This is a genomic window from Rathayibacter sp. AY1B4 (assembly GCF_002932815.1).
GTDB lineage: Bacteria > Actinomycetota > Actinomycetes > Actinomycetales > Microbacteriaceae > Rathayibacter.
Genome location: NZ_PSWN01000006.1, coordinates 83,576 through 107,324 on the forward strand (window position 1 = coordinate 83,576; position 23,749 = coordinate 107,324).

The window sequence follows — 23,749 nt, forward strand, 5'->3', positions numbered from 1 at the left end:
CGAGTCGACGATTTCCCAGGAGCCGGACCGGTGGCGACCTCACCCGAATCCGGTGACCAGGGGGAGGCGTCCGCGCATCGGCTCTCCCCGACGGCGACCTCTCCCGTGCAGGTGACGAGCGGCGAGGCCGGCTACCAGGGCGGCAACGTGGCCGATCCGGTGTGGCAGTCGTGGCGCGACGAGCTCGCCAAGGTCGGCGGTCCGTCGCCCCTGCTCCACTTCGTGGACTCGCCCCGGACGCGCATCGAGCTCTCGACCACGCACCCCGGCGGGCTGCCCCCGTTCATCTCGGGCAAGACGACGCTCCTCTCCTCGCTCATCCGCGACGAGCTCGCCCTGCGCACCGCGAAGAACGCCGCGGGCGCGATCACCGACAAGGGGATCGAGCTGCGCTCGGTCCGCGGCATCGAGGGCGTCCACCTCGCCATCGGCCTCGCCCAGTGGCGCGCCGGCGACACGGAGTTCACCGCTCCCGTGCTCCTGCGCCCGCTCGCCATCCGCCGCTACGGCCGCGACTTCGAGCTCAAGCTCAAGGGCCAGCCCTACTTCAACCCGCAGCTCGCGCGCGCCCTCAAGCAGCAGTTCGGCATCACGATCGACCCCGAGCAGTTCGTCGAGCTGGCCGTGCAGAACGGCGTCTTCAAGCCGCAGCCGGTCATCGACCAGCTGCGCGGCCTGACCTCGCACCTGCCGTGGTTCGCCGTGCACCCGCGCCTCGTGGTCTCGAGCTTCGCCGACGTGGCGGGCGACATGCTCCGCGACGCCCGGATGCTCGAGCACCCGGTCCTCGACGCCGTCGCCGGGAACCCGGCCGCCAAGCGGGCGCTGCAGCAGTCGCAGAAGGTGGCGTCGATCATCCCGCAGGACGAGCGTCCTCCGGCGACCGACAACCTCCTCCTCGACGCGGACGCCGAGCAGGAGCAGGTGATCGCGAACATCGCGGCCGGCAACTCGCTCGTCGTGAAGACCCTCCCCGGCACGGGCGGCACCCAGACCATCGTCAACGCGATCGGCGCCCTGGCCGCCCAGCACAAGCGCGTGCTGGTCGTCAGCGCTCGCCGGTCGAGCCTCGACAGCATCCACCAGCGCCTGCTCTCGGCGGGCCTGGGCGGCATCGCGGTCGGGCCCCGCACGCTCCGCCGCGACCTCATCCAGTCGATCGGCCGCAACGAGAAGGCCGCGCGCCCCTCCGTCAGCGAGATCGACGACGCCCTGCTCCGGCTGCGGAAGGTGCTGCTCGACTACCGCGGCGCGCTCTCCCGGCGCGACGAGAGCTTCGGCGTCTCGGCGCTGCAGGCGCTCGAGGAGCTCGCCCGCCTCTCGCAGCTGCGGACGCCCCCGTCGACCGCCGCCCGCCTCGACCGCCGCTCCGTCACCGCTCTCGCGCACAGCCGCCCCGAGGCGACCCGGATGCTGATCGAGTCGGCGCGCCTGGGCGAATTCCGCTACGGCCCGGGCGACTCGCCCTGGTACGGGGCCCAGTTCGACTCCACCGCCGACGCCGAGATCGCCCACGAGCTGGCCAAGCGCCTGCACCTGCGCGACCTGCCGCGCCTGCTCGACCGCGCCCAGGACGTCATCGGCCAGACGCGGATGCGCCCGTTCGAGTCGGTCGCCGAGCTCGGCATCTACCTGCGTCTGCTGCAGGACGTCCGCGAGACGCTGGACAAGTTCCAGCCGGCCGTCTTCGACCGCTCGATCCAGGACCTCATCGTCGCCACCTCGCCGCGCCGCGAGGCCGCCGAGATGTCGTCCACCAACCGCCGGCGCCTGAAGAAGCTCGCCCGCGAGTACCTGCGTCCCGGCGCGCACGTCACCGACTTGAACGCGGCGCTCCGCCGGGTGCAGCAGCAGCGGACGCTGTGGCAGCGCTACGCGGTCGCCGGCACGATCCCCGAGGTCCCGGTCGGCGTCGCCGACGTGCAGGTTGCCTACCAGCAGGTGACCGACCAGCTGAGCCGTCTCGACGAGCCGCTCGGCCGCCGCGGGACGAACCTGCAGCTCGCCTCGCTCCCTCTCGCGGAGCTGGCCTCGATGGTGTCCGGCCTCGCCGAGGACAGCGAGGTGCTCGCCAACCTCCAGGAGCGGACGACCCTCCTCGCCACCCTCCGCGACTGGGGCCTGGACCCGCTGCTCACCGATCTCTCGCGCCGCCACGTGCCGGCCGAGCTGGTCGCGGGCGAGCTGGACCTGGCCTGGTGGCGCTCGGCGCTCGAGATCATGCTGACCGACGAGCGTGCGCTGCTCGGCGGCAACACGAGCGTGCTCGACCGGCTCGAGGCCGACTTCAAGCTCGTCGACGAGGCGCACGCCGCCTCGAGCGCCGAGCTGCTGGCCTGGAAGCTCTCCGAGACCTGGAAGATCGGGCTCGTCGACTGGCCGCAGGAGCGCGACGCGCTGCGCGCGCTGCTGCGGACCGAGGCGGCGACGACCCCTCAGGAGCTGCAGAAGGCCGCTCCGCACCTCTCGCGCGTGCTCGCTCCGGCCTGGCTCGCCTCGCCGTACGAGGTGCACCGCATCGGCACCGAGACGACCTTCGACGCGGTGTTCCTCGTCGACGCCGGGGCGACCACGCTGGCCGAGAACGTCGGAGCGATCCGCCGGGCCAAGCAGGTCGTCGCGTTCGGCGACCCGGTCACGCAGACCCCCACTCCCTTCGGCCTGCGCGTCGACGAGACGCCGGAGTTCGGCTCCACCGCCTCGCGGACCGACGTCGAGGCGCTGCACGCCCAGTCGGCGCTCGCCCGACTCGGCGAGCTGCTCAACACCGTCACGCTCACCCGCAGCTACCGCGCGGGCGGCGAGGACCTGGCCGAGCTGGTCAACCGCCGCTTCTACGGCGGCCGCATCGACTCGCTGCCCTGGGCCGGCTCGTTCCTCGGACACGACTCGCTCCGCTTCCACTACATCGCGAGCGGGCACGGCATGCCCGAGAACGACTCCGGAGCCGTCGAGTCCGTCGACGCCGAGGTCGCGAAGGTGGTCGAGCTGGTGCTCGAGCACGCGGTTATCCGTCCGCGCGAGTCGCTGATGGTCATCACCGCGAGTCCTCGCCACGCCGTGCGGGTGCAGCAGGCGGTGCTGACGGCCTTCGCCAAGCGCACCGATCTGAGCGACTTCATCCTCGGCGACCGTCCCGAGCCCTTCGCCGTCGTGACGCTGGAGCAGTCGGTCGCGCAGAGCCGCGACCGCGTCATCTTCTCGATCGGCTACGGCCGGACGCCCCACGGCCGCCTGCTGTCGAACTTCGGCGCTCTCGCGGAGCCGGGCGGAGAGCGCCTGCTGGCGGTCGGGATGACCCGTGCCCGCCGCTCGATGGACATCGTCTCGTGCTTCCGCCCGGGCGACATCGACGAGTCGCGCATGCGCTACGGCATGGTCGCGCTCGCGCAGGTGCTGCAGGAGGCGGAGGACCGCGTCCAGCCGAGCGACCGCGACGACTACTCGGAGCCGATGCTGGTGGATCTCGCCGCGCGCCTCGAGCGCCGCGGACTCCGGGTCAACATCGGGCACAAGGGCAAGCTGGCCCTCGTCGCCGCGCACGGGACCCGTGCCGTGGTGGTCGAGACCGACCGCGACGTGAGCACGCAGAGCCTGCGCGTGTCGCTGCGCCTGCGTCCGGAGCTGCTGCGCCGGCTGGGCTGGCACTACCTGCGGGTGCACAACTTCGAGCTGTTCGCCGACCCCGAGGCCGTGGCCGCGCGGGTGGCCGGGCTGATCGGTGCGACCGCGGGGGAGGAGCAGACCGCTGCTCCCGCCGCCGGCGAGGCTCCTGCTGCTCCTGCCGCTCCTGCCGCCGCCGCCGCTCCGGCGTCGGGGGAGACGCAGCCCGTCGAGCCGCTGCCGCGCGACTGATCGTGGCGCCGGATCCCGACGCCCCCGCGGGTGCCGACCGCCCGTTGCGGCGCACCCGCGGCGGTCGGCGGGCGACGCTCCCCGCGAAGCCCGGCACCGATCCGTCCCCGCACGACGCTCCGATCGCCGACCCCTCCGCGCCGCCCGCGCGCCCCGACACCGGCCCGAACGACGCGCGCCTGCGCCAGGACGTCCCCCCGCACTACTGAGGTCAGCCGGACCGGTCGGTGATCCGCGAGTCGGCGCTCGACCCGTCGACGACCTCGGACCTCACCCCGCCGCGCCCCGCCTCGACGAGCGAACGCGTCACGCCGCTGTCCGGCGACCGCTCACGTCGGACCCGGCGACGGTGACCGGCTGCTTCCCGTCCGGTGCCTGCGGACGATCGCGTCCGTCCGGTGCCTAGCTGATCGACCGCTTTCCGCCTCATGCCCAGCGATGTCCGATGAAGGCGTGGACACAGGAACGATCAGTCCCCGCCGGAGACGCTGAAGGCCCCGATAGGCGACCTGCCGAGGGTGCAGGTGTCGTCCGAAACGCGTGCCAGCGTTTCGAACGCACTGTTCGCACACCGCTCCACGGAACGCTCTCCATCGGGAAGCCGACCGCGGTCTTCTTCCGCCTCCGGCGGAAGAAGACAGGACAACTCAGTCGACGTGCTTGCCGGAGTTCGCGGTGGTTGCGGTGCCGTTGTTGGCGAGCAGGTCGCGGATGTCGGCGAGGAGCTCGAGCTCGGTGGGGGCCTTGTCCTCCGCGGCGGGGGCGTCGGCGGCCTTCTTGGCGAAGGCAGCGTTCTTGAGGTGGTTGATCGGCAGGACGAACGCGAAGTAGAGGACGAAGGCGACGATCACGAACTGGATCAGGGCCGAGACGACCGAGCCGTAGGCGATGACGGTCGGGTCCTCGCCGTTCTCTCCCGGTCGGATGGGCCAGACCAGGGCCTCGAGGGAGGAGGCGTCGAAGATCACGCCGATGAGCGGGTTGAAGATCCCCGTCACGATCGCGTTGACGATGGTCGTGAAGGCGGCGCCGATGACCACGGCGACAGCCAGGTCGATGACGTTGCCGCGGAGGATGAACTCCTTGAAGCCGTTGATCATGATCGTTCCGTTTCTGCCGTGAGCGGTGGGTGGCGGGTCAGCTCCCGGAGGAGGAGCCCGAGGAGGAGGACCCGGAGGAGCCCGAGGACGACGAGGAGGAGGACGATCCGGAGCCCGAGGACCCCGAGCCGGACGAGGAGCCGCCCGAGCCCGATGAACCCGAGGATCCGGAGGAGGAGCCGCCCGATCCCGAGGAGCCCGACGACGAGTCGGATGAGCCGGAGCCGGATGCGCCCGAGCCGGACGAGCCGGCACCCGAGGAGGAGGAGCCGCCCTCGCTCGACTTCCCGCCGGAGCGGGAGTCGGTGCGGTAGAAGCCCGAGCCGTTGAAGGTCACGCCGACCGCGCTGAACACCTTGCGCAGCGCCCCCTGGCAGCTCGGGCACTCGGTGAGCGTGTCGTCGGTGAACTTCTGCTGGATGTCGAAGGCGTTGCCGCACTGCGTGCAGCGGTAGGAGTAGGTGGGCACAGGGGGCTCCTCGGAGGCGGGTGGGGGAGAAGGAGGACGGGGTCAGTGGCGCAGGTCGACGATGCCGGAGGGAGTGACGACTCCGTCGACGGCCTGGTCGTGGACCTCGCTGGGCACCCGGTCGACGAGCTCGCTGTCGAAGACGACGGCGTAGACCGGCGGGCACTTCTCCATCGAGCCGAGGGTCTTGTCGAAGTAGCCGCGCCCCCAGCCCATCCGCATCCCCTGCCGGTCGACGGTGGCGGCCGGGACGACGATGAGGTCGACGTCGTTGATCGCGATGGGGCCGAGCAGCTGCCCGACGGGCTCGGGCATGCCGAACAGGCCCTGGGTCTCGGTGTGGCCGTCGCCGACCGCCCAGTCGAGCAGGCCGTCCTGGCGCGAGACGGGGAAGAGGACGCGGATGCCGTGGCTCTCGGCCCAGCCCAGGAACGGCCGGGTGCTCGGCTCCTCCGGAGCGGAGAGGTAGCACGCGAGGGAGCGGGCCCCCACGCGGGTGGCGAGCTCGATCAGGTGGGCGGTGATCTGCTCCGCGGCCTGGTCGCGAGCGGTCGAGGTCTGCGTGCGGCGGCGCTCGCGCAGCTCGGCGCGCAGCGCCCGCTTCTCGTGCGTGATGTCGGCTGGCATGCGCTCAGTCTAGAACCGGGCCCCGCGCCGGCCTCCGCGCGGACGACCCTGAGGGACGCTCGTCCCGGACCGCCCCGGAACGGGGTCCGGCGCCTTCCGTCGCCGCTCCTGGCGCGAAACTCCCGCGACTTCCCCCGCCGCTAGGATGGCGCCCCATGGGCACTCGAATCCGCAAAGCAGTCATCCCCGCCGCAGGTCTCGGCACCCGCTTCCTGCCGGCGACGAAGGCCATCCCCAAGGAGATGCTGCCGGTCGTCGACAAGCCGGCGATCCAGTACGTGGTCGAGGAGGCGGCGGACGCCGGCCTCCAGGACGTGCTCGTGATCATCGGGCGCAACAAGAACGCGCTCGCCAACCACTTCGACTCGGTGCCCGAGCTCGAGCAGAACCTGTCCCAGAAGAAGGACGACAAGAAGCTCGAGCACGTCAAGTACGCCAGCGACCTCGCCGACGTGCACTTCGTCCGTCAGGGCGAGCCGAAGGGCCTCGGCCACGCGGTCTCCCGTGCGCAGCGCCACGTCGGCGACGAGCCCTTCGCCGTGCTCCTCGGCGACGACCTGATCGACGCCCGCGACCCGCTGCTCTCGCGCATGATCGACGTCGCCGAGCAGCGCGACACCACGGTGGTCGCCCTGCTCGAGGTCGACCCCGACCAGATCCACCTCTACGGCTGCGCGGCGGTCGAGGCGACCGACGAGGACGACGTGGTGCGGATCACCGGGCTGGTCGAGAAGCCCTCCAAGGAGGACGCCCCCTCGAACCTCGCGATCATCGGCCGCTACGTGCTGAAGCCCGACGTGTTCGGCGTGCTCGAGCACACCGCTCCGGGCAAGGGCGGCGAGATCCAGCTGACCGACGCACTGGAGCGCATGGCGCAGGACCCGGCCGAGTTCGGCGGCGTCTACGGCGTCGTGTTCCGCGGCCGCCGCTACGACACCGGCGACAAGCTCGACTACATCAAGGCCATCGTGCAGCTCGCCTCCGACCGCGACGACCTCGGCAAGGACCTCAAGCCCTGGCTGAAGGACTTCGTCGCCGGCCTCTGAGCCCCGGCGAGCGCTCCTCCGGAACGGACGGGACCCCCTGCTGCGGCACGGGATCCCGTCCGTTCGTCCGTTCCCCGAGAGCACGGAACGCCGCGGAGTCCAGTCCCCCTCCCGCAGTGCGGCGGAGCAGTAGGGTCGCATCATGCCGCTCCCGATCCCGACGCTCACCGAGGGTCGTGTCACCGTCCGCCCCATCCGCGTGCGCGACGCCCGCCCTCTCGAGCGGGAGCTGATCGCGAACCGGTCGTGGCTGCGCCAGTGGGAGGCGTCCGACCCCCGGGGAGGCGCCGCGTTCGACGTGCGCGCCAGCATCCGCTCGCTGCAGCAGAACGCGCGGGCCGGCGGGGGAGTGCCGTTCCTCATCGACTGGGACGGCGAGCTCGCCGGGCAGCTCAACATCTCGAACATCGGGTACGGCTCGCTCTCCTCCGGGTCGATCGGCTACTGGGTGTCCGAGCGCTACGCCGGGCGGGGGATCACTCCGATCGCCGTGGCACTAGCTGCCGACCACGCCTTCCTCGACCTGGGGCTGCACCGGATCGAGATCTGCATCCGCCCGGAGAACCGGCCGAGCCTGCGCGTGGTCGAGAAGCTCGGCTTCCGCTACGAGGGCCTGCGGCGGCGCTTCATCCACATCAACGGCGACTGGCGGGACCACTTCTGCTTCGCCCTCGTGGCGGAGGAGGTGCCCCGCGGCGTGCTCCGCCGCTACCTCGACGGGCAGGTCCCGTCGGAGGTCGGCGTGCCGACCGACGCGGACCTCCGCGCCTCGCGCCGCTCGGGTCTCTCCGGACCCTCCGACGGCGCCGGTGTCCCTCCGACGGGGCCCCGGCTGATCCGCGATCCGCACGGACACACCTACCCGTAATGACGGACGGGAGTGCCCGGTGCTCCTAGCGTTGTCCGCATGAGTAGCGACTGGCTGGGCGGGGGCGTCGTCTGGGCGCTCGCCGCCGTTCTGTGGGTCGCCTACCTGATCCCCACGTGGATGCGCAGGCGGTCGTACAACGCGACCGAGCGCAACGCGGTGAGGCTGCAGCAGACGCTGCGGATCCTCGCCGAGACCGCGGAAGTGCCCGAGCACGTGCGTGCGGAGGCGACGGCCCGCGAGGTGGCGCTGCAGCAGCGCCGGCTCCGGGTGACCGAGACACGACGACGAGCCGAAGAGAAGGCACAGGCGATGGAGCTGGCACAGGCGGAGAAGGCGGCGCGCGACGCGCTGCGACGGGCGACCGCGAGCGCACGGCGGAGCACGCGGTCAGGGCCCTCGGTCCTGCGCTGGCGCCAGGGCGCCGCGCTGGCCGTGCTGGTCGGCGCGGTCGCCGCGCTGGTCGGGCTCGTGATGCTGCCCTTCGGCGGCACGGGCGCGGTGCCGCTCGTCGGCCTGCTCCTCGCCGTCGCGGGGCTCGGCACGCTGATCCTGCTGGCGCCGGGTCGCCGCCGCGCCGCCGCTCCGGCCGCAACAGCGACGACGGCCGCCGCGATCGAGCGCCGGCGCGCCGAGGTCTTCGAGGCCGAGCTCGCCGAGGAGGCGGGGGACGACGCCTCCGAGGAGCTCGCCGAGGACCGTGCGAGCTGGACGCCGCAGCCGCTCCCCAAGCCGCTGTACCTCTCCCGGGGCACGGTCGCCGCCTCCGCGATGGCGTCGATCGACGCCGTGGAGCGCCTGCGCACCGCCGCGGCGGAGGCGGAGCTCGCCCAGCGCGCCGCCGCGACCGCTCCCGAGGTGGCGCCGCTGCGCGTCCCGCGTGCCGCCGCTCCCGCTCCCGAGGCTCCGCGTCCCTCCTCCCGCTTCGCCGCGATGGGCGTCGTGGACGGCGTCGACGCGATCGACCTCGACCAGGCGCTGCAGCGCCGCCGCGGGGCCTGACCCGAGTGCGAGGCGCCTGCTCGTCCGTGCTAGTGTGGACGAGTTGTTCGGGCCGGTGACGGCTCGGAAGGCACGGGTCCGTGGCGCAGTTGGTAGCGCGCTTCGTTCGCAATGAAGAGGTCAGGGGTTCGAATCCCCTCGGATCCACCACCACGGAAGGCCCGCTCGAGAGAGCGGGCCTTCTGGTTTGTGCCGGCGGCCGGATCGGGAACCTCGCCTGTTCGGCGGGTCGACCGCCTCGCGGCCTCGACGCGCTCGTCGGCGGAGGAGTGGTCCGTTCGATCGGCACTCGGTACTAGGCGTCTCCGCCGATCCTGGCTCGACCGCCGAGGACGGCGACTCCCGTCGAGACTCCGGCGACTGCGACCATCGCGACGATGCCCAGTGCCCGGAGCACGAACGCCTTGTGCTCCGAATCCTTCAGCGCTTCGTCGTCGATCGCTTCTTTGAACAGCCGAAGGACCGAGTAGCGGTCCGCCGCGCTCAGGGTGTCACGATCCAGTTCGCGGTTCAGGACGGCGCGGTACTCGGCGAAGGCCCTGTGAACCTTCTTCTGACTCTTCCAGTTGGCTCGAACGGCTGAACTCGCCTGATCTCCCACTTCACTGAACGAGTCGAGGACGAGATTCTTGAAATCCGGGAACTGCTCGACGACCTTCAGGGCGAGCTCCTCGCTCATGTTCGGCAGCTCGGATGCGAACGCGATGAACTTCTCTTTCGACAGATTCCTCCAGGAGTCGATACCGATCCTCTGCTTGAGATCGTCCTCGTTCGAGTAGTCCATGCTGATCCCTCTTCCCTCCACGGCGACGGCCGATCATCGCCTCAGAGTATCGAGGAGGAGCCGTCGGTCCACGTGCTCTCCGGGCGGGAGAGCGCGCGGGCCGGTCGTGCAGGTCCTGACGATCGGGCGCCCCAAGCTGTGGGCCGCCCGCGTCCGTGCGTCCTCCGTGTCCCCCATCCGGGCCGCGCCGGACGGGAGCCGCCCTCCTCCGGTCCGTCGGGGGATCCGCGGCGACGTACGCTCGCCCCTCGTGCTCTCGCAGCACGCGAGGCACTCGAACGATGGACGACCAGGGGACGGGACGACATGGGGACCACAGCACACAGGGCACGGCGGAGAGCAGCAGGGGTCGGCGCGGGGGCGATCGCGCTCCTGGCGGGGCTCCTGGCGGCACCGCCGGCGCAGGCGTCCGGGACGCAGACGCTGCTCGCGCTCGGCGACTCGATCACGCGCGCGGCGACGACCTGCGGGGTGAACCGCGACTGCGTCGAGAACTCCTGGGCGACGGGATCGGCGCCCGCGGTCGACTCGATCGCGAGCCGTTTGGCGGCGGCGGATCCGCGGACGGCGGTCCGCGCGGTGAACTACGCGAAGTCGGGCGCGGTCATCAGCGGAGTCGAGTCGCGGATCGACGCCGCGGTCGCGGCCGGGGAGGAGCCGGACGTGGTCACGCTGCTGATCGGCGGCAACGACCTCTGCTCGCTGAGCCTCTCGCCCGACTCCCGCGACGGCTACGCGATGACGCCCGCGGCCTCCTTCGCGGCGTCGGCGACCCGGATACTGCGCTCCATCGGCGAGGAGTGGCCGGAGGCGACGGTGCTCGTCGGCTCGGTCCCGGACATCGAGTCGGAGTGGGAGGCCGTGAAGTCGACGCCGGGCGCCGCGATCTGGGCCTGGGGCGGGGTCTGCCGGACCCAGCGCGGAGTCGACGCGACGACCGGAGCCCCGCTGACCGGCTCGGCCTACACCGCCTCGCTCGCGGCGGCGGAGGACCGGGAGGCCGCCTTCAACGAGGCACTGGAATCGGCCTGCGCGTCCGCCGCGAACGACTGCGTCTGGGACGGCGGTGCCCTCACGGCGGCTCCGATCTCGCTCGACCAGCTCTCGACGGACGTCGACTACTTCCACCCGAACGTCGCCGGCCAGGCGATGATCGCGGACGAGCTGTGGACGGCCTGGGGCCTCGGCGACGAACCGGCTCCGGCTCCGACCCCGACTCCCACGTCGGCGCCCACCGCGGCTCCTGCTCCGGCACCCACGGGCTCGCCCGCGCCGTCGCGCGACACGACGGCTCCGAAGACCGTCATCACCGCGCCGACGAGCGGATCGACGGTGCGTGGCTCTGTCACCCTGGTCGCCACCGCCAAGGACGACGTCGGCACGACGAAGCTGAGCTTCTGGAGCGGAGCCACGCGGCTGGGCGACGCGACGAGGGCGTCGGACGGCACGTGGCGCCTGACCGTCTCGGCCTCCTCCTACCCGGCCGGGCGGTACGCGATCGTCGCGCACGCCTACGACGCCGCAGGGAACCTCGGGCGGAGCTCTTCGATCACCCTCAAGCGCTGAGCGGCTGAGGGGGCCGTCCGTCACCGGCCCCCTCAGCCCCGCGCGACGAGCAGCACGTCGGGACGATCCCAGTTCTCGACGGTCTGCAGCACCCAGAAGATCCCGAAGAGGGCGAGCGCGACGGCCTCGCCGAGCAGGAGCCACTGCTCGCCGAGAAGTTCCGCTCCCCGCCCCGTGAGAAGCAGGAGCACCAGCGCCGCATCGACCGCGGCGATCAGCACCGCGAGAACGGCGTAGCAGCGGGAGTAGAAGCGCGGCGTCCCCGGCCCGCTCGCTCCCTCCTCGCGCACCGCGACGGCGTGCAGACCGGCGGTGACGGCGATGAGGAGGAAGAAGACGCCGGCGGCGGCGTAGTGGCCGAGCCGCAGGAACGACGGGAGCGTGCTCCAGGCCGCCAGAGCGATCAGGAGGGCGGCGGCGATCGCGGTGCGGACGAGCGCCCAGCGGTCGAGGACCCGGTCGAGGGCGAGCAGGATCACGGAGGCGACGAGGACGGCCGCGGCCGTGACCAGGTAGGCGGGCAGGGAGGCGGCGACCTCACCCGCGGCCGTCGCGGGAAGGCACGACGCCCCTCCCGCCGGGCACACCGCTCCCTGGAGGCGCTGCAGCTCCTCCGAGGCGAGGGGCACCGGCACGATCGCGATGACCGGCGCCGTCATGCCCGCCAGCAGCAGGAGGAAGCGCCGCACGCTCCTGCCGGCGAGGACGACCAGCGCGACGCCGACCGCGAAGAGCGCCCCGGTGAAGAGGGAGCGGACCGGGGTGTAGTACGAGGCGCTGATCGAGCGCAGCGGGCCTCCGCCGACGAGCTGGTGGACGAGGCCGGCCGTGAGGAGCGCCACGGCCGCCACCAGGGAGAGGCGGACGTAGCGGTAGGTGCGGAGGGAGGACACGGCGCCGCCCCCGCCCAGCGCGTCGCCGCGGGCCACCCGGCTACTCCGCGCGCAGGCCGGAGGAGGCGAGGGCGAAGTCGACGTCGATGCGGATCGCGACGCGGAGGGGGTTCGGGCGCGGGGTGCGGTAGCGCTGGGAGTAGAGCTCGACGGCGTGCTGCACGGCGTCCGGCTCCTCCTCGATCGTCGCCGGACCGCCCAGGCTCAGCCACCGGATGCCGTCGACCTGCCCGACCGTCGCGGTGCCGCCCCGCCGGACGTTGAGCACCTTCTGGCTCTCGCGGGAGGTGATGACGCGGACGACGCCGTCCTCGTAGGTGAAGCCCACGGCGACCACGTGCAGGCGGCCCTGGCGGCCGGGGGTGGAGAGGGTGGCCAGGTGGCGCTCGGTGACGAAGGCGAGGCCGTCGGCGCTCAGGATGCTCATCCCGCGAGCGTAGCCGGAGGCGCCGACGCGCTCCTGGGGGCGGACCGCCGGTCAGCCCTCGAGGATCAGCGCCTCGCCCTGGCCGCCTCCGCCGCAGAGCGCGGCGACGCCCAGACCGCCGCCCCGGCGCCGGAGGGCCAGCGCCAGGTGCAGGGCCAGCCGTGCTCCGGAGGCGCCCACAGGGTGGCCGAGCGCGATCGCCCCGCCGTCGGGGTTGACCGCCTCGGGCTCGACGCCGAGATCGTCCGCCGACTGGAGGACGACGGAGGCGAACGCCTCGTTGATCTCGATCAGGTCCAGGTCGGACACCGCTGCACCGCGGCGGCCGAGCGCCCGGAGGATCGCCGCCGACGGCTGTGAATGCAGGGAGTTGTCCGGTCCGGCGACCTGCCCGTGCTCGGCGACGGTCGCGAGCCAGGGCAGTCCGCGCTCGCGGGCCCAGCCGCGGGACACGACGACCAGCGCGGCGGCGCCGTCCGTGATCGGGGACGAGCTGCCCGCCGTGATCGTGCCCTCGGGCGAGAACGCGGGGGCCAGCCGGGCGAGCGTCTCGACCGTGCTGTCCTCCCGGATCCCGTCGTCGGCGGACACGACGAGGTCCGGTCCGCGCCGCTGCGGAACCGCGACCGGCACGATCTCCTCGGCGAGCACGCCGGTGGACCGTGCCGCGGCGGCCCGCTGGTGCGAGAGCGCGGCGAAGGCGTCCTGGCGCTCGCGGCGGATGCCCCGTGCGGCGTTGCCGTCGTCGGTCACCCTCCCCATCAGGCGGCGGTCGAACGGATCGAGCAGGCCGTCGTGGAGGAGTGCGTCCTCGAGCGGACGCGGACCGACACCCAGGCCCGAGCGGGATCCGAGCAGGAGGTGCGGCGCGTTGGTCATCGACTCCTGCCCTCCGGCGACGACCACCTGCGCCTCGCCGAGCCGGATCATCCGCGCCGCGTCGATCACCGCGGTGAGACCCGACAGGCAGAGCTTGTTGATCGTGACCGCCGGGACGTCCCAGCCCAGGCCCGCGAGGACCGCGGCCTGCCGGGCGGGGCCCTGACCGGCTCCGGCCTGGATCACCTGGCCGAGCACGACCGCGTCGACGTCGGCCGCGGAGGCGCCCGAGCGCTCGAGAGCCCCTCGGATGGCAGCGGCGCCGAGCTCGACGCCCGAGAGCGGCGCGAAGGCTCCGGAGAAGCGGGCGAACGGGGTGCGGGCGCCCCCCAGGATCACGGGGGTGGTGTCGTCAGTGGACACGGGGACTCCTTCTCGACGGTGAGAGCGGGGGAAGCGGTGGGGAGACGGATGCCGGGAGCCGGCCCGGCTCAGGGAACGAGAAGGATCTTCCCGCGGACGTGGCCGTCCTCGCTGAGCCGGTGCGCCTCTGCGGCCCGCTCGAGCGGGAGGCGCGGACCCGTCGCGACCGCGAAGCGCCCCTCGCTCGCCAGCCGGGCGGCCAGCGGCACCCCCTCGCGGCGGAGGCGCTGCTCCTCCTCGGTCAGCGGCACGGGACTGCCGCCGCTCCAGGCCCGGATGCCCAGCTCGGCCGCCCGAGGACCGGCGACCACCGTTCCGACGTGCTGCGGATCCTCCACCAGCGCGAGCGAGGCGGCGAGCGCCTCGTCCGTCCCGGCCGCGTCGAGCACGCGGTCGACGCCCTCGGGCGCCGCGGCACGCAGCCGCTCGAGCAGTCCGGGCCCGTAGGCGACCGGCACCGCTCCGAGCGCGCGCAGCGCCTCGTGATTCGCCGGGCTCGCCGTGGCGATCACCCGGGCTCCGCGGTCGACGGCGAACTGGATCGCCGCCCGTCCTACCGCGCCGGCGCCCGCGTGGACGACGAACGTCGATCCCTCCGCGACGCCGAGCGAGACCACCGCCTGGTAGGCGGTGGAGACCGGGATGCCGAGCGCGGCCGCCTCCTCGAAGCCGAGTCCGTCGGGGAGCGGATCGAGGGAGTCGGGGGAGACCGCGACGGCGGTCGCGTAGGTGCCGGTGGCGCCGCTGACGATGACCCGGTCGCCGACGCTCCAACCGGTCACTCCCGGACCGACGGCGGAGACCACGCCGGAGCCGTCCGACCCGAGCCTCCGCGGACCGTCGAACGGCGGGCTCGGGCGCAGGCCGGAGCGCACCTTCCACTCGATCGGGTTCACACCGGCCGCGCGGACGGCGACCACCACGATTCCGGGCCCCGCCTCGGGCTCCGGCGCCTCGACGGTCTCGAGCACCTCGGGCCCGCCGATCCGCTCGTACTGCACGATCCTCGCCATGTCGTCCTCCTCCTCGCGGGCCACCGCCCGCTCCGGTCGCCTCAGTCCAGCAGACTCTCGCGCACCTGGCGGCGCAGCACCTTGCCGATCAGCGAGGTCGGCAGCTCGTCCACCGGGACGATCCGCCTGGGCACCTTGTAGGGCGTCAGGTGCAGCCGGCAGAAGTCGCGCAACGCCTCCGGATCCACGGCCGTCCCGGCCCGCAGGACCACGGCCGCCGCGACGCTCTCGCCGCCGTCCTCGCGGGGGAGCCCGACGACGGCCGCGCGCGTCACGTCCGGGTGCGACTCCAGCACTCCCTCGACCTCGGAGGGGGAGACGTTGAAGCCGCCGGTGATGATGAGCTCCTTGGCCCGGTCGACGATCGTCACGAAGCCGTCGGCCGAGACGGTCGCGATGTCGCCCGTGCGCAGCCAGCCGCCGGGGAGGAGGGCCTCGGCCGTCTCCTCCGGCCGCTTCCAGTACCCCTGGAACACCTGCGGCCCCCGGAGCAGGAGCTCGCCGGACTCGCCCGGGCCGCGGTCGACCGACGGATCGGCGGGGTCGACGAGGCGGATCGTCGTGCTGGGGAACGGCACGCCCACCGTGCCGGGCCGGCGGGTCGGGCCGACCGGGTTGCCGAGGGCGACCGGCGAGCTCTCGGTCATTCCGTAGCCCTCGACCAGGAGTCCCCGGCTCGCGCGCTCCCAGCGGTCGACCGTCGCGACCGGCAGGCTCATCGCTCCCGAGATCGCGAAGCGGATGCCGCGCAAGTCGAGCTCGTGGCGCTCGGAGGCGCGGGCCAGCGCGTCGTACACGGGCGGCACCGCGGGGAGGAAGGTGGGCGGCGACGACTTCGCGGCCGCCTTCACGAGGCCGACGTCGAAGGTCGGGAACAGCACGACCTTCGCGCCGATGCTGATCGCGAAGGTCAGGCACAGCGTCAGCCCGTAGGCGTGGAACAGAGGGAGCACCGCGTAGAACGTCTCGTCGCCCTCGCGCAGGCCCGGCACCCAGGCGCGGCCCTGCAGGGCGTTCGCGCGGAGGTTCGCGTGCGAGAGGATCGCGCCCTTGGGCGTGCCGGTGGTGCCGCTCGTGTACTGCAGCAGGGCCGTGTCGCCGAGGACCGGGCGGGGGTGCGAGCGCGCGATGCGGCGGTTCTTCAGCAGCGACGCGAAGGGCACCAGGGAGCGGCTGCGGGGGGTCGCGGTCAGCTTCTCGCGCGACCGGCGCACCGACGGCAGGGGGAGCCGCAGCGCCAGGCGCTTGCCGAGCGGGAAGGAGCGGGTGAGGTCGACGGAGACGACGCGCTCGATGCCCAGGTCGGCGGGCATGGTCGCGACGACGTCGGCGATCTTGTCCCAGACGACCGCGAACCGGGCGCCGTGGTCCTCGAACTGCCGCCGCAGCTCGCGCGGCGTGTAGAGCGGGTTGTGCTCGACCACGATCGCTCCGAGGCGGAGAGCCGCGTAGAACGCGACGACGTGCTCGGGGCAGTTCGGGAGCACCAACGCGACGCGGTCGCCGGCGCGCACGCCCAGGCGCCGCAGGCCCTCCGCCGCGCGCGCGACCTGCTCGCCGAGCTCGGCGTAGCTGGTCTCGGCGCCGAAGAACTCGAGCGCGGTGCCGCGGCGGTACCGCGCGACCGAGTCCTCGAGCAGGTCGACGAGGGTCTGGGTGGGAGGGTCGATCTCGGCGGGCACGCCCTCCGCGTAGGAGGTCAGCCACGGCTTCGTCGCCAGGTTCGAGGATCCGGAGGTCACGGGCCGAGTATCGGGCACCCGCCTCCGCACTTCCTCCGAGGCGCGCGGAGGGGGTGCCGCACCGGGCGCGGGAGCGGCAGGCTGGCGGCATGAGCGCAGCCATCGACCTCCTCCGCGACGCCTTCGGCCGGGTGCACGAGAACGTGCACGCCGTCCTCGACGACAGCACCCCCGATCAGCTCGCGTTCCGCGCGGACGCCCGCTCGAACTCGCCCGCCTGGCTCGTCTGGCATCTCGTCCGGGTGCAGGACGACCACCTCGCCCCGCTCGCCGGCCACGAGCAGGTGTGGACGGCCGACGGCTTCCACGGCCGGTCCGGCCTGCCCTTCGAGCCCGACGAGACCGGCTACGGGCAGGAGCCGGCCGAGGTGGCGGCGCTCGCCGCGGTGCCGGCCGCGCTGCTCGCGGAATACGCCGACGCCGTGCACCGGCAGACGCTCGCCCTCCTCGACACGCTCGGCGACGAGGACCTCGAGCGCGTCGTCGACGAGCAGTGGGATCCGCCGGTGACCCTCGGGGTTCGGCTGGTCTCGGTGATCGACGACGACACGCAGCACGTCGGCCAGGCCGCGTACGCGAAGGGTCTCGCCGAGCGCTCGGCGCGCTGAGCCCGGCCTCTACGCTGGCGGGATGCGCGCGCTCCGGACCCTGCCCGCGAGCGCGGTCCTCGCCCTCGCCACCGCGCTGACCCTCGTCGGCTCCTGGATCCCCTCCTACTGGAACGACGAGGCCGCGACCCTCCGCCTGGCGCGGCTCCCGGTGGGGGAGCTCCTCGCCTTCGTGCAGGAGAAGGACGCGGTGCACCTGGTCTACGGCCTGCTGATGCACGGCTGGATCGCGATCGCCGGGGAGTCGGAGCTCGCGGTGCGGGCGCCGTCCGCTCTCGCCACGGGAGCGGCGGCGGCGGGCGTCGTCGTCCTGCTGCGATCGTTCGACCGGCCCCGGGCAGCACTCCTCGCCGCCGCGGTGCTCGTGCTGCTCCCGCGGTCCTCGTTCTCGGGGACCGAGGCGCGATCCTCCGCTCTGGCCACCGCGCTCGTGGTGGGAGCGGCGGTCCTCGTCGTGCGGGCGGCCCGCTCCGGAGGAGCCCTGCGCTGGATCGCGTTCGCGGCCGTCGCGGGTCTGGCGGACGCGGTGTTCCTCTACTCCGTGCTGGTGCTGCCGGCTCTCGTCGCGCTCGCCGCGGCCGCGGCGCCCCGGGGTGCCGTGCGGGCTCTCCCGGCGAGCGCCCTCTCTGCACTGGGCGCCGTGCCGGTGCTGCTCCTCGCCGCCGGGCAGAGCGGCCAGGTCGGCTGGCTCCGCTCGCAGCCGGTGACCGCGTTCACCGTCCTGGTCGAGCCGTTCTTCGGATCCGCGTGGTGGCTGGCCGGGATCGCCGTCGCGCTCCTCGCGGTCGCCGCGGTGCGGGGCGGCCTGCGCGGGCCGCTCCTGCCGGCCCTCGTCCTCTGGATCGTGCTGCCGACGGCGGTGCTGGTGCTCGGGACCCTCCTCGTCGAGCCGATGTTCACCCCCCGCTACCTCGCGTCGAGCACGCCCGCCCTCGCGGTCCTCCTCGGCCTCGCGCTCGACTCGTTCAGGGCCCGGACGGGCGTCGCCCTCCTCGCCCTGACCGCGGTGGCCGCCCTGCCGGTCCTGGTGCAGATGCGCACGGTCACCGGGAAGCCGGCCGGGCAGGACCTCCGCGGTCTGGCGGCCGCCGTCGAGGAGCGGGCCCGTCCGGGCGACGCCGTCCTCCTCGGCTCCTCCGGGACGGTCTCGCTCCGGCCCCGCCTGGCGCTCGCCGCCTACCCGGAGGCGTTCGCGGGCGTGGACGACGTCGCCCTCGCCGCTCCGTACGGGACGACGGGGACGTACTCCGACGTGCTCCTGGAGGGCGAGGACCTGCTCGCCGCGCTCGCCGGGGAGGACCGGGTCTGGCAGGCGCTGCCGGAGGGCGAGGCGGACACGGTGCTCGCTGAGGCGGGGTTCGTCGCGCGCGAGCGGATCCGGGTGCCGACGACGGTGCTGACGCTGTGGGAGCGCCCGGAGGGCCGCTGATCCGGAGCGCTCGGGGCGTCGCAGCCCCGGAGTGGAGAGACGCCGGAGTGCCCGGAGCCCCGCCTACGGGGAGCCGCTACCCTTGTCCCCGGCGCCGTCGCAGAGCGGTGGCGTCCGCGGAGCGAGGACCGCGCCACCGAGAGGACCCGAACGTGACGTTGCCCGAGACCACCACCACCGCCATCGCGAAGCGGAAGGGGCGCGACGTCGCCCCCGAGATCGCGCGCTCCTGGCTGCTGGTGAACGCCACCCGCACCGAGACGTTCGACGCCGCGCACGCGTCCCGCGCCGACCAGATCGTCCTCGACATCGAGGACGCGGTCGACCCCAAGGCGAAGCCCGACGCGCGGACCGACGTCGCGGAGTGGCTGACCGGCGAGAAGCGCGCCTGGGTCCGCATCAACGACCACTCCACCCCGTTCTGGTCCGACGACGTCGACGCGCTGAAGGGCCTGCCCGGCCTCGCCGGCGTCATGCTCGCCAAGACCGAGGCCGCTGAGCACGTCACCGAGACCTTCGACCGCCTCGGCGGCTCCACCCCGGTGCTCGCCCTGGTCGAGTCCGCCCTCGGCATCGAGGAGGCGGTCTCGATCGCCCGCGCCCGCGGCACCTTCCGCCTCGCGTTCGGCAGCGGCGACTACCGCCGCGACACGGGCACCAGCGCCGACGACCTCGCGATGGCCTACCCGCGCTCGCGCCTGGTCGTCGCCTCGCGCATCGGCGACCTGCCCGGCCCGATCGACGGACCGACCGTCTCGAACAGCCACCCCGTGCTGCGCGAGCAGTCCGCGCTCACGGTCTCGCTCGGCCTCACCGGGAAGCTCTGCCTCGACACCGAGCAGCTCGCCGTGATCAACGAGGTCATCAGCCCGACGCCGTCCGACGTCGCCTGGGCCCGCGACTTCCTCGACGACTTCGAGGCCCGCGGCCGCGTCATCCGCGACGGCAGCGACCTGCCCCGGCTGGGCCGCGCCAAGAAGATCGACAAGCTGGCCACGGCGTTCGGCGTCAACCCGCTGTGATCCGTCGCGGGGAGGGCGCCTCCGCGGCACACTGAGGGAGCCGCGGAGACCCTCCCGCGCAGGACGGAGACTCCGATGGGCGCGGTCAGCACCTTCCTCTGGTTCGACGACGGCGCGGGGGAGGCGGCGCGCTTCTACACGGAGCTGGTGCCGAACTCGCGGATCACCGGAAGCCAGGTGCTGCCGGAGGGCTCCCCGTCGCCCGGCGAGGTGCTGTCGGTGACGTTCGAGCTCGACGGGCAGCGGTTCCAGGCGATCAACGCCGGGCCGCGGTTCCCGTTCACCGAGGCCGTCTCGATCGTCGTGACCGTCGGCGGCCAGTCCGAGCTCGACCGGCTGTGGGACGCCCTGATCGCGGACGGCGGCGAGGAGAGCCGGTGCGGCTGGCTCCGCGACCGCTGGGGGCTGTCCTGGCAGATCGTGCCGGAGGTCCTCCCGCGTCTGCTCGGAGGCGCCGACCCCGAGGCGTCCGCGCGCGCTCTGCAGGCGATGCTCGCGATGAGCCGCCTCGACATCGCGGAGCTGGAGCGGGCCCATGCCGGCGCGTGACTCCGCCCGCCCACGCCGCTCGACCTCGCTGCGGCGCGCGTACCTCCGCGACTACCGCTACGCCTACGGCTCGCGCTTCGTGCACCTGCGGGAGGGCTGGGACGTGTCGCGGTACGCGTCCGGCGACGGCGCTCCGGTGCTGCTCATCCCCGGGATCTACGAGACGTGGCAGTTCCTCCGGCCCATCGCCGAGAGGCTGCACGCGGCGGGCCATCCGATCCACGTGCTGCCCGCGCTCGGCTACAACACGCGGCCGATCGTCGCGTCGGCCGGACTCGGCCAGGACTACCTGCGCGAGCACGATCTGCGCGGAGTCGTCGTCGTCGCGCACAGCAAGGGCGGCCTGATCGGCAAGCACATGATGGTCGTCGACGACCGCGAGGACGGGCGGATCGAGCGCATGATCGCCGTCTCGACCCCGTTCAACGGCTCGTCGCTCGCACGGATCGCCCCGGCGCGGGCGCTCCGGGAGTTCGCGCCCCACCGCCCGCTGATCCGCACCCTGCTGGCCGAGCGCGAGGCCGACGCGCGCATCACGTCGATCTACGGGATGCGCGACCAGTACATCCCCGGAGGGAGCCGCCTCGCCGGGGCGCGCGAGAACATCGCGGTCTCGGTGGTCGGCCACTTCGCGCTGCTCTCGAGCCCGAAGGTGCTCGACCTCATCGCGGCCCGGGTCTGAGGCCGGACCGGATCCGCTGGGCTCGCCGCCCGCGTGAGGCGCCTGCCGTGCGGCGCGTCCTCGACCGGAGGACGGCCGCCTCAGCGACGAGCCGAGCCGCCCGCCGCGCTCAGGACCAGGGAGTGAGCAGCACGAGCGGGATCTGCCGCTCGGTCTTCGTCTGGTACTCGGCGTAGTCCGGCCACGCGGCGACCGCGCGCTCCCACCAGGCCGCGCGCAGATCGCCCTCGAGCACGCTCGCGGCGTAGTCCTTCTTCACGGGCCCGTCCTGCAGCTCGACGTGCGGCTCCTTGAGCATGTTGCCGTACCAGACGGGGTGCTCGGGCGCGCCGCCCTTGGACGCGACGACCACGTACTCGCCCTCGTGCTCGACGCGCATCAGCGCGGTCTTCCGGAGCTTCCCGCTCTTCGAGCCGACGGTGGTCAGGACGATGATGGGGCGGCCGCGGAGGAGGTTGCCCTCGGCTCCGCCGGTCCGCTCGTAGAGCTCCGCCTGCTCGCGGGCCCACTCGGACGTGCTGGGTTCGTACTCTCCGGTCAGCGGCATGCCTCCGATCGTACGGCCGCGGCGGCCCCGGTGGCCGACCCGTGTGCAGGAGGATGGAGCGGTGTTCTCCGCAGACCCGTTCGACCGAGCCCGTATCGCCCTCCTGCGCGACGACCTGATCCGCGCCCGCTACGGCGTGGACGCCGTGCGGGGGCTCTGGGGCGACGAAGCGGCCGAGGCGCTGCACCGCGGCGACCGGGTCCCCGCCCGCCGCGCCCTCGAGCGCAGCGGCGACCACGACGCGCTGGCCACCCTCGCCCGCCTGTTCCTCCTGGCCGATCCCGTCTCGGCCGACGACGCGGACGAGGCGTTCGGCGCTCTCGCGCTGGAGGGGGCGGTGGAGCTCGGCCTGGTGCGCGTCGAGGCCGGAGCCGTCGTCACCGCGGCCCTCGACCTGCGCCCCTACGACGTGGTCGACCAGCGCGGCGCTGCCTCCTGGTGGATCGCCTCCGACCTCGGGGAGCTCGCCCTCGGCCGCGCGCTCGACGAGGACCACGTGCTCGGCGTCGGCGGCGCGAGCCTCACGCTGACCGGCCTGATGATCCAGCGACCCGTCGGCCGCGTGCTCGACCTGGGGACCGGCTGCGGGATCCAGGCGCTGCACGCCTCCCGCCACGCCGAGCAGGTGGTCGCCACCGACATCTCCGAGCGCGCGCTCGCGCTCGCCTCCTTCACCGCGGCGCTCAACGGGATCGAGAACATCGAGTTCCGCCTCGGCAGCCTCTACGAGCCGGTCGCGGGGGAGCGCTTCGACCACATCGTCACGAACCCGCCGTTCGTCATCACGCCGCGAGCCGAGGGCGTCCCCTCCTACGAGTACCGCGACGGCGGGCTGGAGGGCGACGAGATCGTGCGCCGCGTCATCCTCGGAGCAGCCGAGCACCTGGTGCCCGGCGGTGTCGCGCAGCTCCTGGGGAACTGGGAGTACCGGGAGGGCGCGGACGCCTTCGACCGGATCGCGGACTGGCTCGCCGACGCCCGCAGCCCGCTGGAGCAGGCGCTCGAGGCGGGGCCCGAGGGGCTCGACGCCTGGATGGGCGGGACCGCCTCTCCGCTGGACGTCTGGGTCGTGGAGCGCGAGCGTCAGGATCCGGCGGTCTACGCCGAGACCTGGATCCGGGACGGCGGCACGACTCGCGGCCCCGCGTTCGACGCGCTGGTCGACGCCTGGCTGACCGACTTCGAGCGGCGCGGGGTGACCGGCGTCGGCTTCGGCTACGTCACGCTCCGCCTGCCCGAGCATCCTCGCCCGCCGATCCGCCGCCTCGAGCGGATCACCACGCCGGTCGCGACCGCGGGCCTGGGCGGCCACCTCGCCGCCTGCCTCGACGCGGCCGAGGCCCTCGCGTCGATCGACGACCGCGCTCTGGCGGGTCTCGCCCTGGTCGTCGCCGGAGACGTCACGGAGGAGCGGCACTACTGGCCGGGCAACGACGATCCGACGGTGCTGCGGCTGCGCCAGGGCGGCGGCTTCGCCCGGGTCGAGGAGGTCGACACGGCGCTCGCCGCCGTGGTCGGCGCCTGCGACGGCGAGCTCTCGGTGGCGGCGATCGCGGCGGCGGTCGCCTCGCTCCTCCAGGTCGAGGAGGAGGCGGTGTCCGACTCGGTGCTGCCGCGGGTGCGCGAGCTGGTGGCGACGGGGCTGCTGCGGCTGCCCCAGGGGGAACGCGGCTAGAAGAGGGTGGCGGAGTCCTCGACGGGGGGCGCGGCGGCCGCGGCGGGCGCGGCGGCGGCCGTCGGCCATCCGGGTCCGGCGTCGACGGGCTGCCGGCGCTGGTAGGCGGTCGCGGCGCTCCGGGCACGGACATCGGCGGCCTCGTTCATCCGGTGGTTGGCGTGCCCCTTCACCCACTCGAAGGTGACCGCCCGGCCCTGCAGCTCCTCGTCGAGCGCCTTGATGATCTCGACGTTCATCACCGGCTTGCCGTCGGCCTTGCGCCAGCCCTTCCGCTTCCAGCCCGGCAGCCACTCGGTGCAGGCCTTGATGGCGTACTGGCTGTCGCAGAGGATGTGCAGCGGCTCCTCCTCCTGCGCGGTCGCGCGCAGCAGCTCGAGCACCGCGGTGAGCTCGCCGATGTTGTTCGTGCCGTGCGACCAGCCGCCCGCGGCCCAGCGCTCGTCGTCGACGTACCAGGCCCAGCCGGCGGGGCCGGGGTTGCCCAGTGCGGACCCGTCTGCGGCGGCGATGATGCTCACGTGCGTCTCTCCTCGTGCTCTCGGTGCTCGCGCCGGTGCGGCGCCCTCCGAGGGTAGTCGGCGGGCGGGGCGGTCCGCGGCG

At 73.5% G+C, this 23,749-nt stretch carries 23 protein-coding genes and 1 tRNA gene; 13 read left to right on the forward strand and 11 right to left on the reverse strand.

Translation table 11 applies throughout. The features are described 5' to 3' along the window. Positions 1–30: 30 nt before the first annotated feature. Together C5D66_RS05820 and C5D66_RS05825 are read left to right on the forward strand one after the other, a co-directional pair. Entirely contained in the window at positions 31–3,855 is a 3,825-nt protein-coding gene (locus tag C5D66_RS05820; RefSeq protein WP_374952906.1) for a DEAD/DEAH box helicase, read from the forward strand. Positions 3,856–3,857: 2 nt separating this feature from the next. After that, a complete protein-coding gene (locus C5D66_RS05825) occupies positions 3,858–4,064 on the forward strand; it encodes a hypothetical protein (protein WP_104223221.1) in 207 nt (68 codons plus the stop codon). 438 nt (positions 4,065–4,502) lie between these two features. Here C5D66_RS05825 and mscL read toward each other — a convergent pair whose 3' ends face one another. The 3 genes from mscL to C5D66_RS05840 are packed head-to-tail and all read right to left on the reverse strand — an operon-like array spanning position 4,503 to position 6,051. Continuing rightward, positions 4,503–4,955, reverse strand: a complete 453-nt coding sequence (mscL, locus tag C5D66_RS05830; protein ID WP_181027096.1) for a large conductance mechanosensitive channel protein MscL — start codon at positions 4,953–4,955, stop codon at positions 4,503–4,505. 37 nt (positions 4,956–4,992) lie between these two features. After that, a complete protein-coding gene (locus tag C5D66_RS05835; protein WP_104223220.1) occupies positions 4,993–5,424 on the reverse strand; it encodes an FmdB family zinc ribbon protein in 432 nt (143 codons plus the stop codon). A 42-nt stretch (positions 5,425–5,466) separates the two neighbouring features. After that, positions 5,467–6,051 (reverse strand): 5-formyltetrahydrofolate cyclo-ligase, encoded by a 585-nt coding sequence (locus C5D66_RS05840; protein ID WP_104255416.1) that lies wholly within the window; start codon positions 6,049–6,051, stop codon positions 5,467–5,469. A gap of 155 nt (positions 6,052–6,206) precedes the next feature. Here C5D66_RS05840 and galU point away from each other — a divergent pair, with 155 nt between their 5' ends. The 4 genes from galU to C5D66_RS05860 all read left to right on the forward strand — a co-directional run bounded on the left by galU (position 6,207) and on the right by C5D66_RS05860 (position 9,117). After that, positions 6,207–7,097, forward strand: coding sequence for a UTP--glucose-1-phosphate uridylyltransferase GalU (gene galU / locus C5D66_RS05845; protein WP_104223218.1), 891 nt, complete (start codon positions 6,207–6,209; stop codon positions 7,095–7,097). 142 nt (positions 7,098–7,239) lie between these two features. Next, positions 7,240–7,965, forward strand: coding sequence for a GNAT family N-acetyltransferase (locus C5D66_RS05850; RefSeq protein WP_104223217.1), 726 nt, complete (start codon positions 7,240–7,242; stop codon positions 7,963–7,965). 39 nt (positions 7,966–8,004) lie between these two features. Next, positions 8,005–8,967: a hypothetical protein gene (locus C5D66_RS05855; protein WP_104255415.1), complete on the forward strand. Its 963-nt coding sequence runs from the start codon at positions 8,005–8,007 to the stop codon at positions 8,965–8,967. A 74-nt stretch (positions 8,968–9,041) separates the two neighbouring features. Then, a tRNA-Ala gene (locus C5D66_RS05860) sits at positions 9,042–9,117 on the forward strand. A gap of 145 nt (positions 9,118–9,262) precedes the next feature. Here the strand turns inward: C5D66_RS05860 and C5D66_RS05865 are convergent. Next, positions 9,263–9,751 (reverse strand): hypothetical protein, encoded by a 489-nt coding sequence (locus C5D66_RS05865; RefSeq protein ID WP_104274204.1) that lies wholly within the window; start codon positions 9,749–9,751, stop codon positions 9,263–9,265. A 306-nt stretch (positions 9,752–10,057) separates the two neighbouring features. On the opposite strand from C5D66_RS05865, the gene C5D66_RS05870 reads away from it, so the two are divergent. Continuing rightward, on the forward strand, positions 10,058–11,317 hold the full coding sequence (locus C5D66_RS05870; protein ID WP_104255413.1) for a GDSL-type esterase/lipase family protein: 1,260 nt from the start codon (positions 10,058–10,060) through the stop codon (positions 11,315–11,317). A gap of 32 nt (positions 11,318–11,349) precedes the next feature. On the opposite strand, the gene C5D66_RS05875 is transcribed toward C5D66_RS05870, so the two are convergent. The 5 genes from C5D66_RS05875 to C5D66_RS05895 all read right to left on the reverse strand — a co-directional run bounded on the left by C5D66_RS05875 (position 11,350) and on the right by C5D66_RS05895 (position 16,634). Continuing rightward, positions 11,350–12,246 (reverse strand): hypothetical protein, encoded by an 897-nt coding sequence (locus tag C5D66_RS05875; protein ID WP_104255412.1) that lies wholly within the window; start codon positions 12,244–12,246, stop codon positions 11,350–11,352. Positions 12,247–12,250: 4 nt separating this feature from the next. After that, a complete protein-coding gene (locus C5D66_RS05880; protein WP_104223212.1) occupies positions 12,251–12,637 on the reverse strand; it encodes a pyridoxamine 5'-phosphate oxidase family protein in 387 nt (128 codons plus the stop codon). Between the two features lie 51 nt (positions 12,638–12,688). After that, the gene (locus C5D66_RS05885) at positions 12,689–13,879 is read right to left on the reverse strand and encodes an acetyl-CoA C-acyltransferase (protein WP_104232853.1); all 1,191 of its coding nucleotides are present in this window, start codon (positions 13,877–13,879) and stop codon (positions 12,689–12,691) included. Between the two features lie 68 nt (positions 13,880–13,947). Further along, complete coding sequence (locus C5D66_RS05890; protein ID WP_104255444.1) at positions 13,948–14,892, reverse strand: NADP-dependent oxidoreductase; 945 nt, start codon at positions 14,890–14,892, stop codon at positions 13,948–13,950. 41 nt (positions 14,893–14,933) lie between these two features. Then, entirely contained in the window at positions 14,934–16,634 is a 1,701-nt protein-coding gene (locus C5D66_RS05895; RefSeq protein ID WP_104223210.1) for a long-chain-fatty-acid--CoA ligase, read from the reverse strand. A gap of 89 nt (positions 16,635–16,723) precedes the next feature. On the opposite strand from C5D66_RS05895, the gene C5D66_RS05900 reads away from it, so the two are divergent. From C5D66_RS05900 to C5D66_RS05920, 5 genes are all read left to right on the forward strand, one after another. Continuing rightward, positions 16,724–17,242: a DinB family protein gene (locus C5D66_RS05900; protein ID WP_104255411.1), complete on the forward strand. Its 519-nt coding sequence runs from the start codon at positions 16,724–16,726 to the stop codon at positions 17,240–17,242. Positions 17,243–17,264: 22 nt separating this feature from the next. Continuing rightward, positions 17,265–18,671 carry a glycosyltransferase family 39 protein gene (locus C5D66_RS05905; protein ID WP_104255410.1) on the forward strand — a complete coding sequence of 469 codons (1,407 nt, stop codon included), beginning with the start codon at positions 17,265–17,267 and terminating at the stop codon, positions 18,669–18,671. Positions 18,672–18,829: 158 nt separating this feature from the next. Further along, complete coding sequence (locus tag C5D66_RS05910) at positions 18,830–19,693, forward strand: CoA ester lyase (protein ID WP_208543400.1); 864 nt, start codon at positions 18,830–18,832, stop codon at positions 19,691–19,693. 75 nt (positions 19,694–19,768) lie between these two features. Then, entirely contained in the window at positions 19,769–20,242 is a 474-nt protein-coding gene (locus tag C5D66_RS05915) for a VOC family protein (protein ID WP_104223207.1), read from the forward strand. After that, positions 20,229–20,924, forward strand: coding sequence for a triacylglycerol lipase (locus C5D66_RS05920; RefSeq protein ID WP_104223206.1), 696 nt, complete (start codon positions 20,229–20,231; stop codon positions 20,922–20,924). Before C5D66_RS05915 ends, C5D66_RS05920 begins: the two co-directional genes overlap by 14 nt. A gap of 109 nt (positions 20,925–21,033) precedes the next feature. Here the strand turns inward: C5D66_RS05920 and C5D66_RS05925 are convergent, their stop codons facing one another. Then, complete coding sequence (locus C5D66_RS05925) at positions 21,034–21,471, reverse strand: nitroreductase family deazaflavin-dependent oxidoreductase (RefSeq protein ID WP_104223205.1); 438 nt, start codon at positions 21,469–21,471, stop codon at positions 21,034–21,036. 61 nt (positions 21,472–21,532) lie between these two features. Between C5D66_RS05925 and C5D66_RS05930 the strand changes: the two genes are divergently transcribed. After that, positions 21,533–23,146, forward strand: coding sequence for a methyltransferase (locus C5D66_RS05930; RefSeq protein WP_258061230.1), 1,614 nt, complete (start codon positions 21,533–21,535; stop codon positions 23,144–23,146). Here C5D66_RS05930 and C5D66_RS05935 read toward each other — a convergent pair. Beyond that, positions 23,143–23,667 (reverse strand): ribonuclease H, encoded by a 525-nt coding sequence (locus C5D66_RS05935; protein ID WP_104223203.1) that lies wholly within the window; start codon positions 23,665–23,667, stop codon positions 23,143–23,145. The two genes, C5D66_RS05930 and C5D66_RS05935, sit on opposite strands and share 4 nt — an antisense overlap. Between the last annotated feature and the right edge of the window lie 82 nt (positions 23,668–23,749).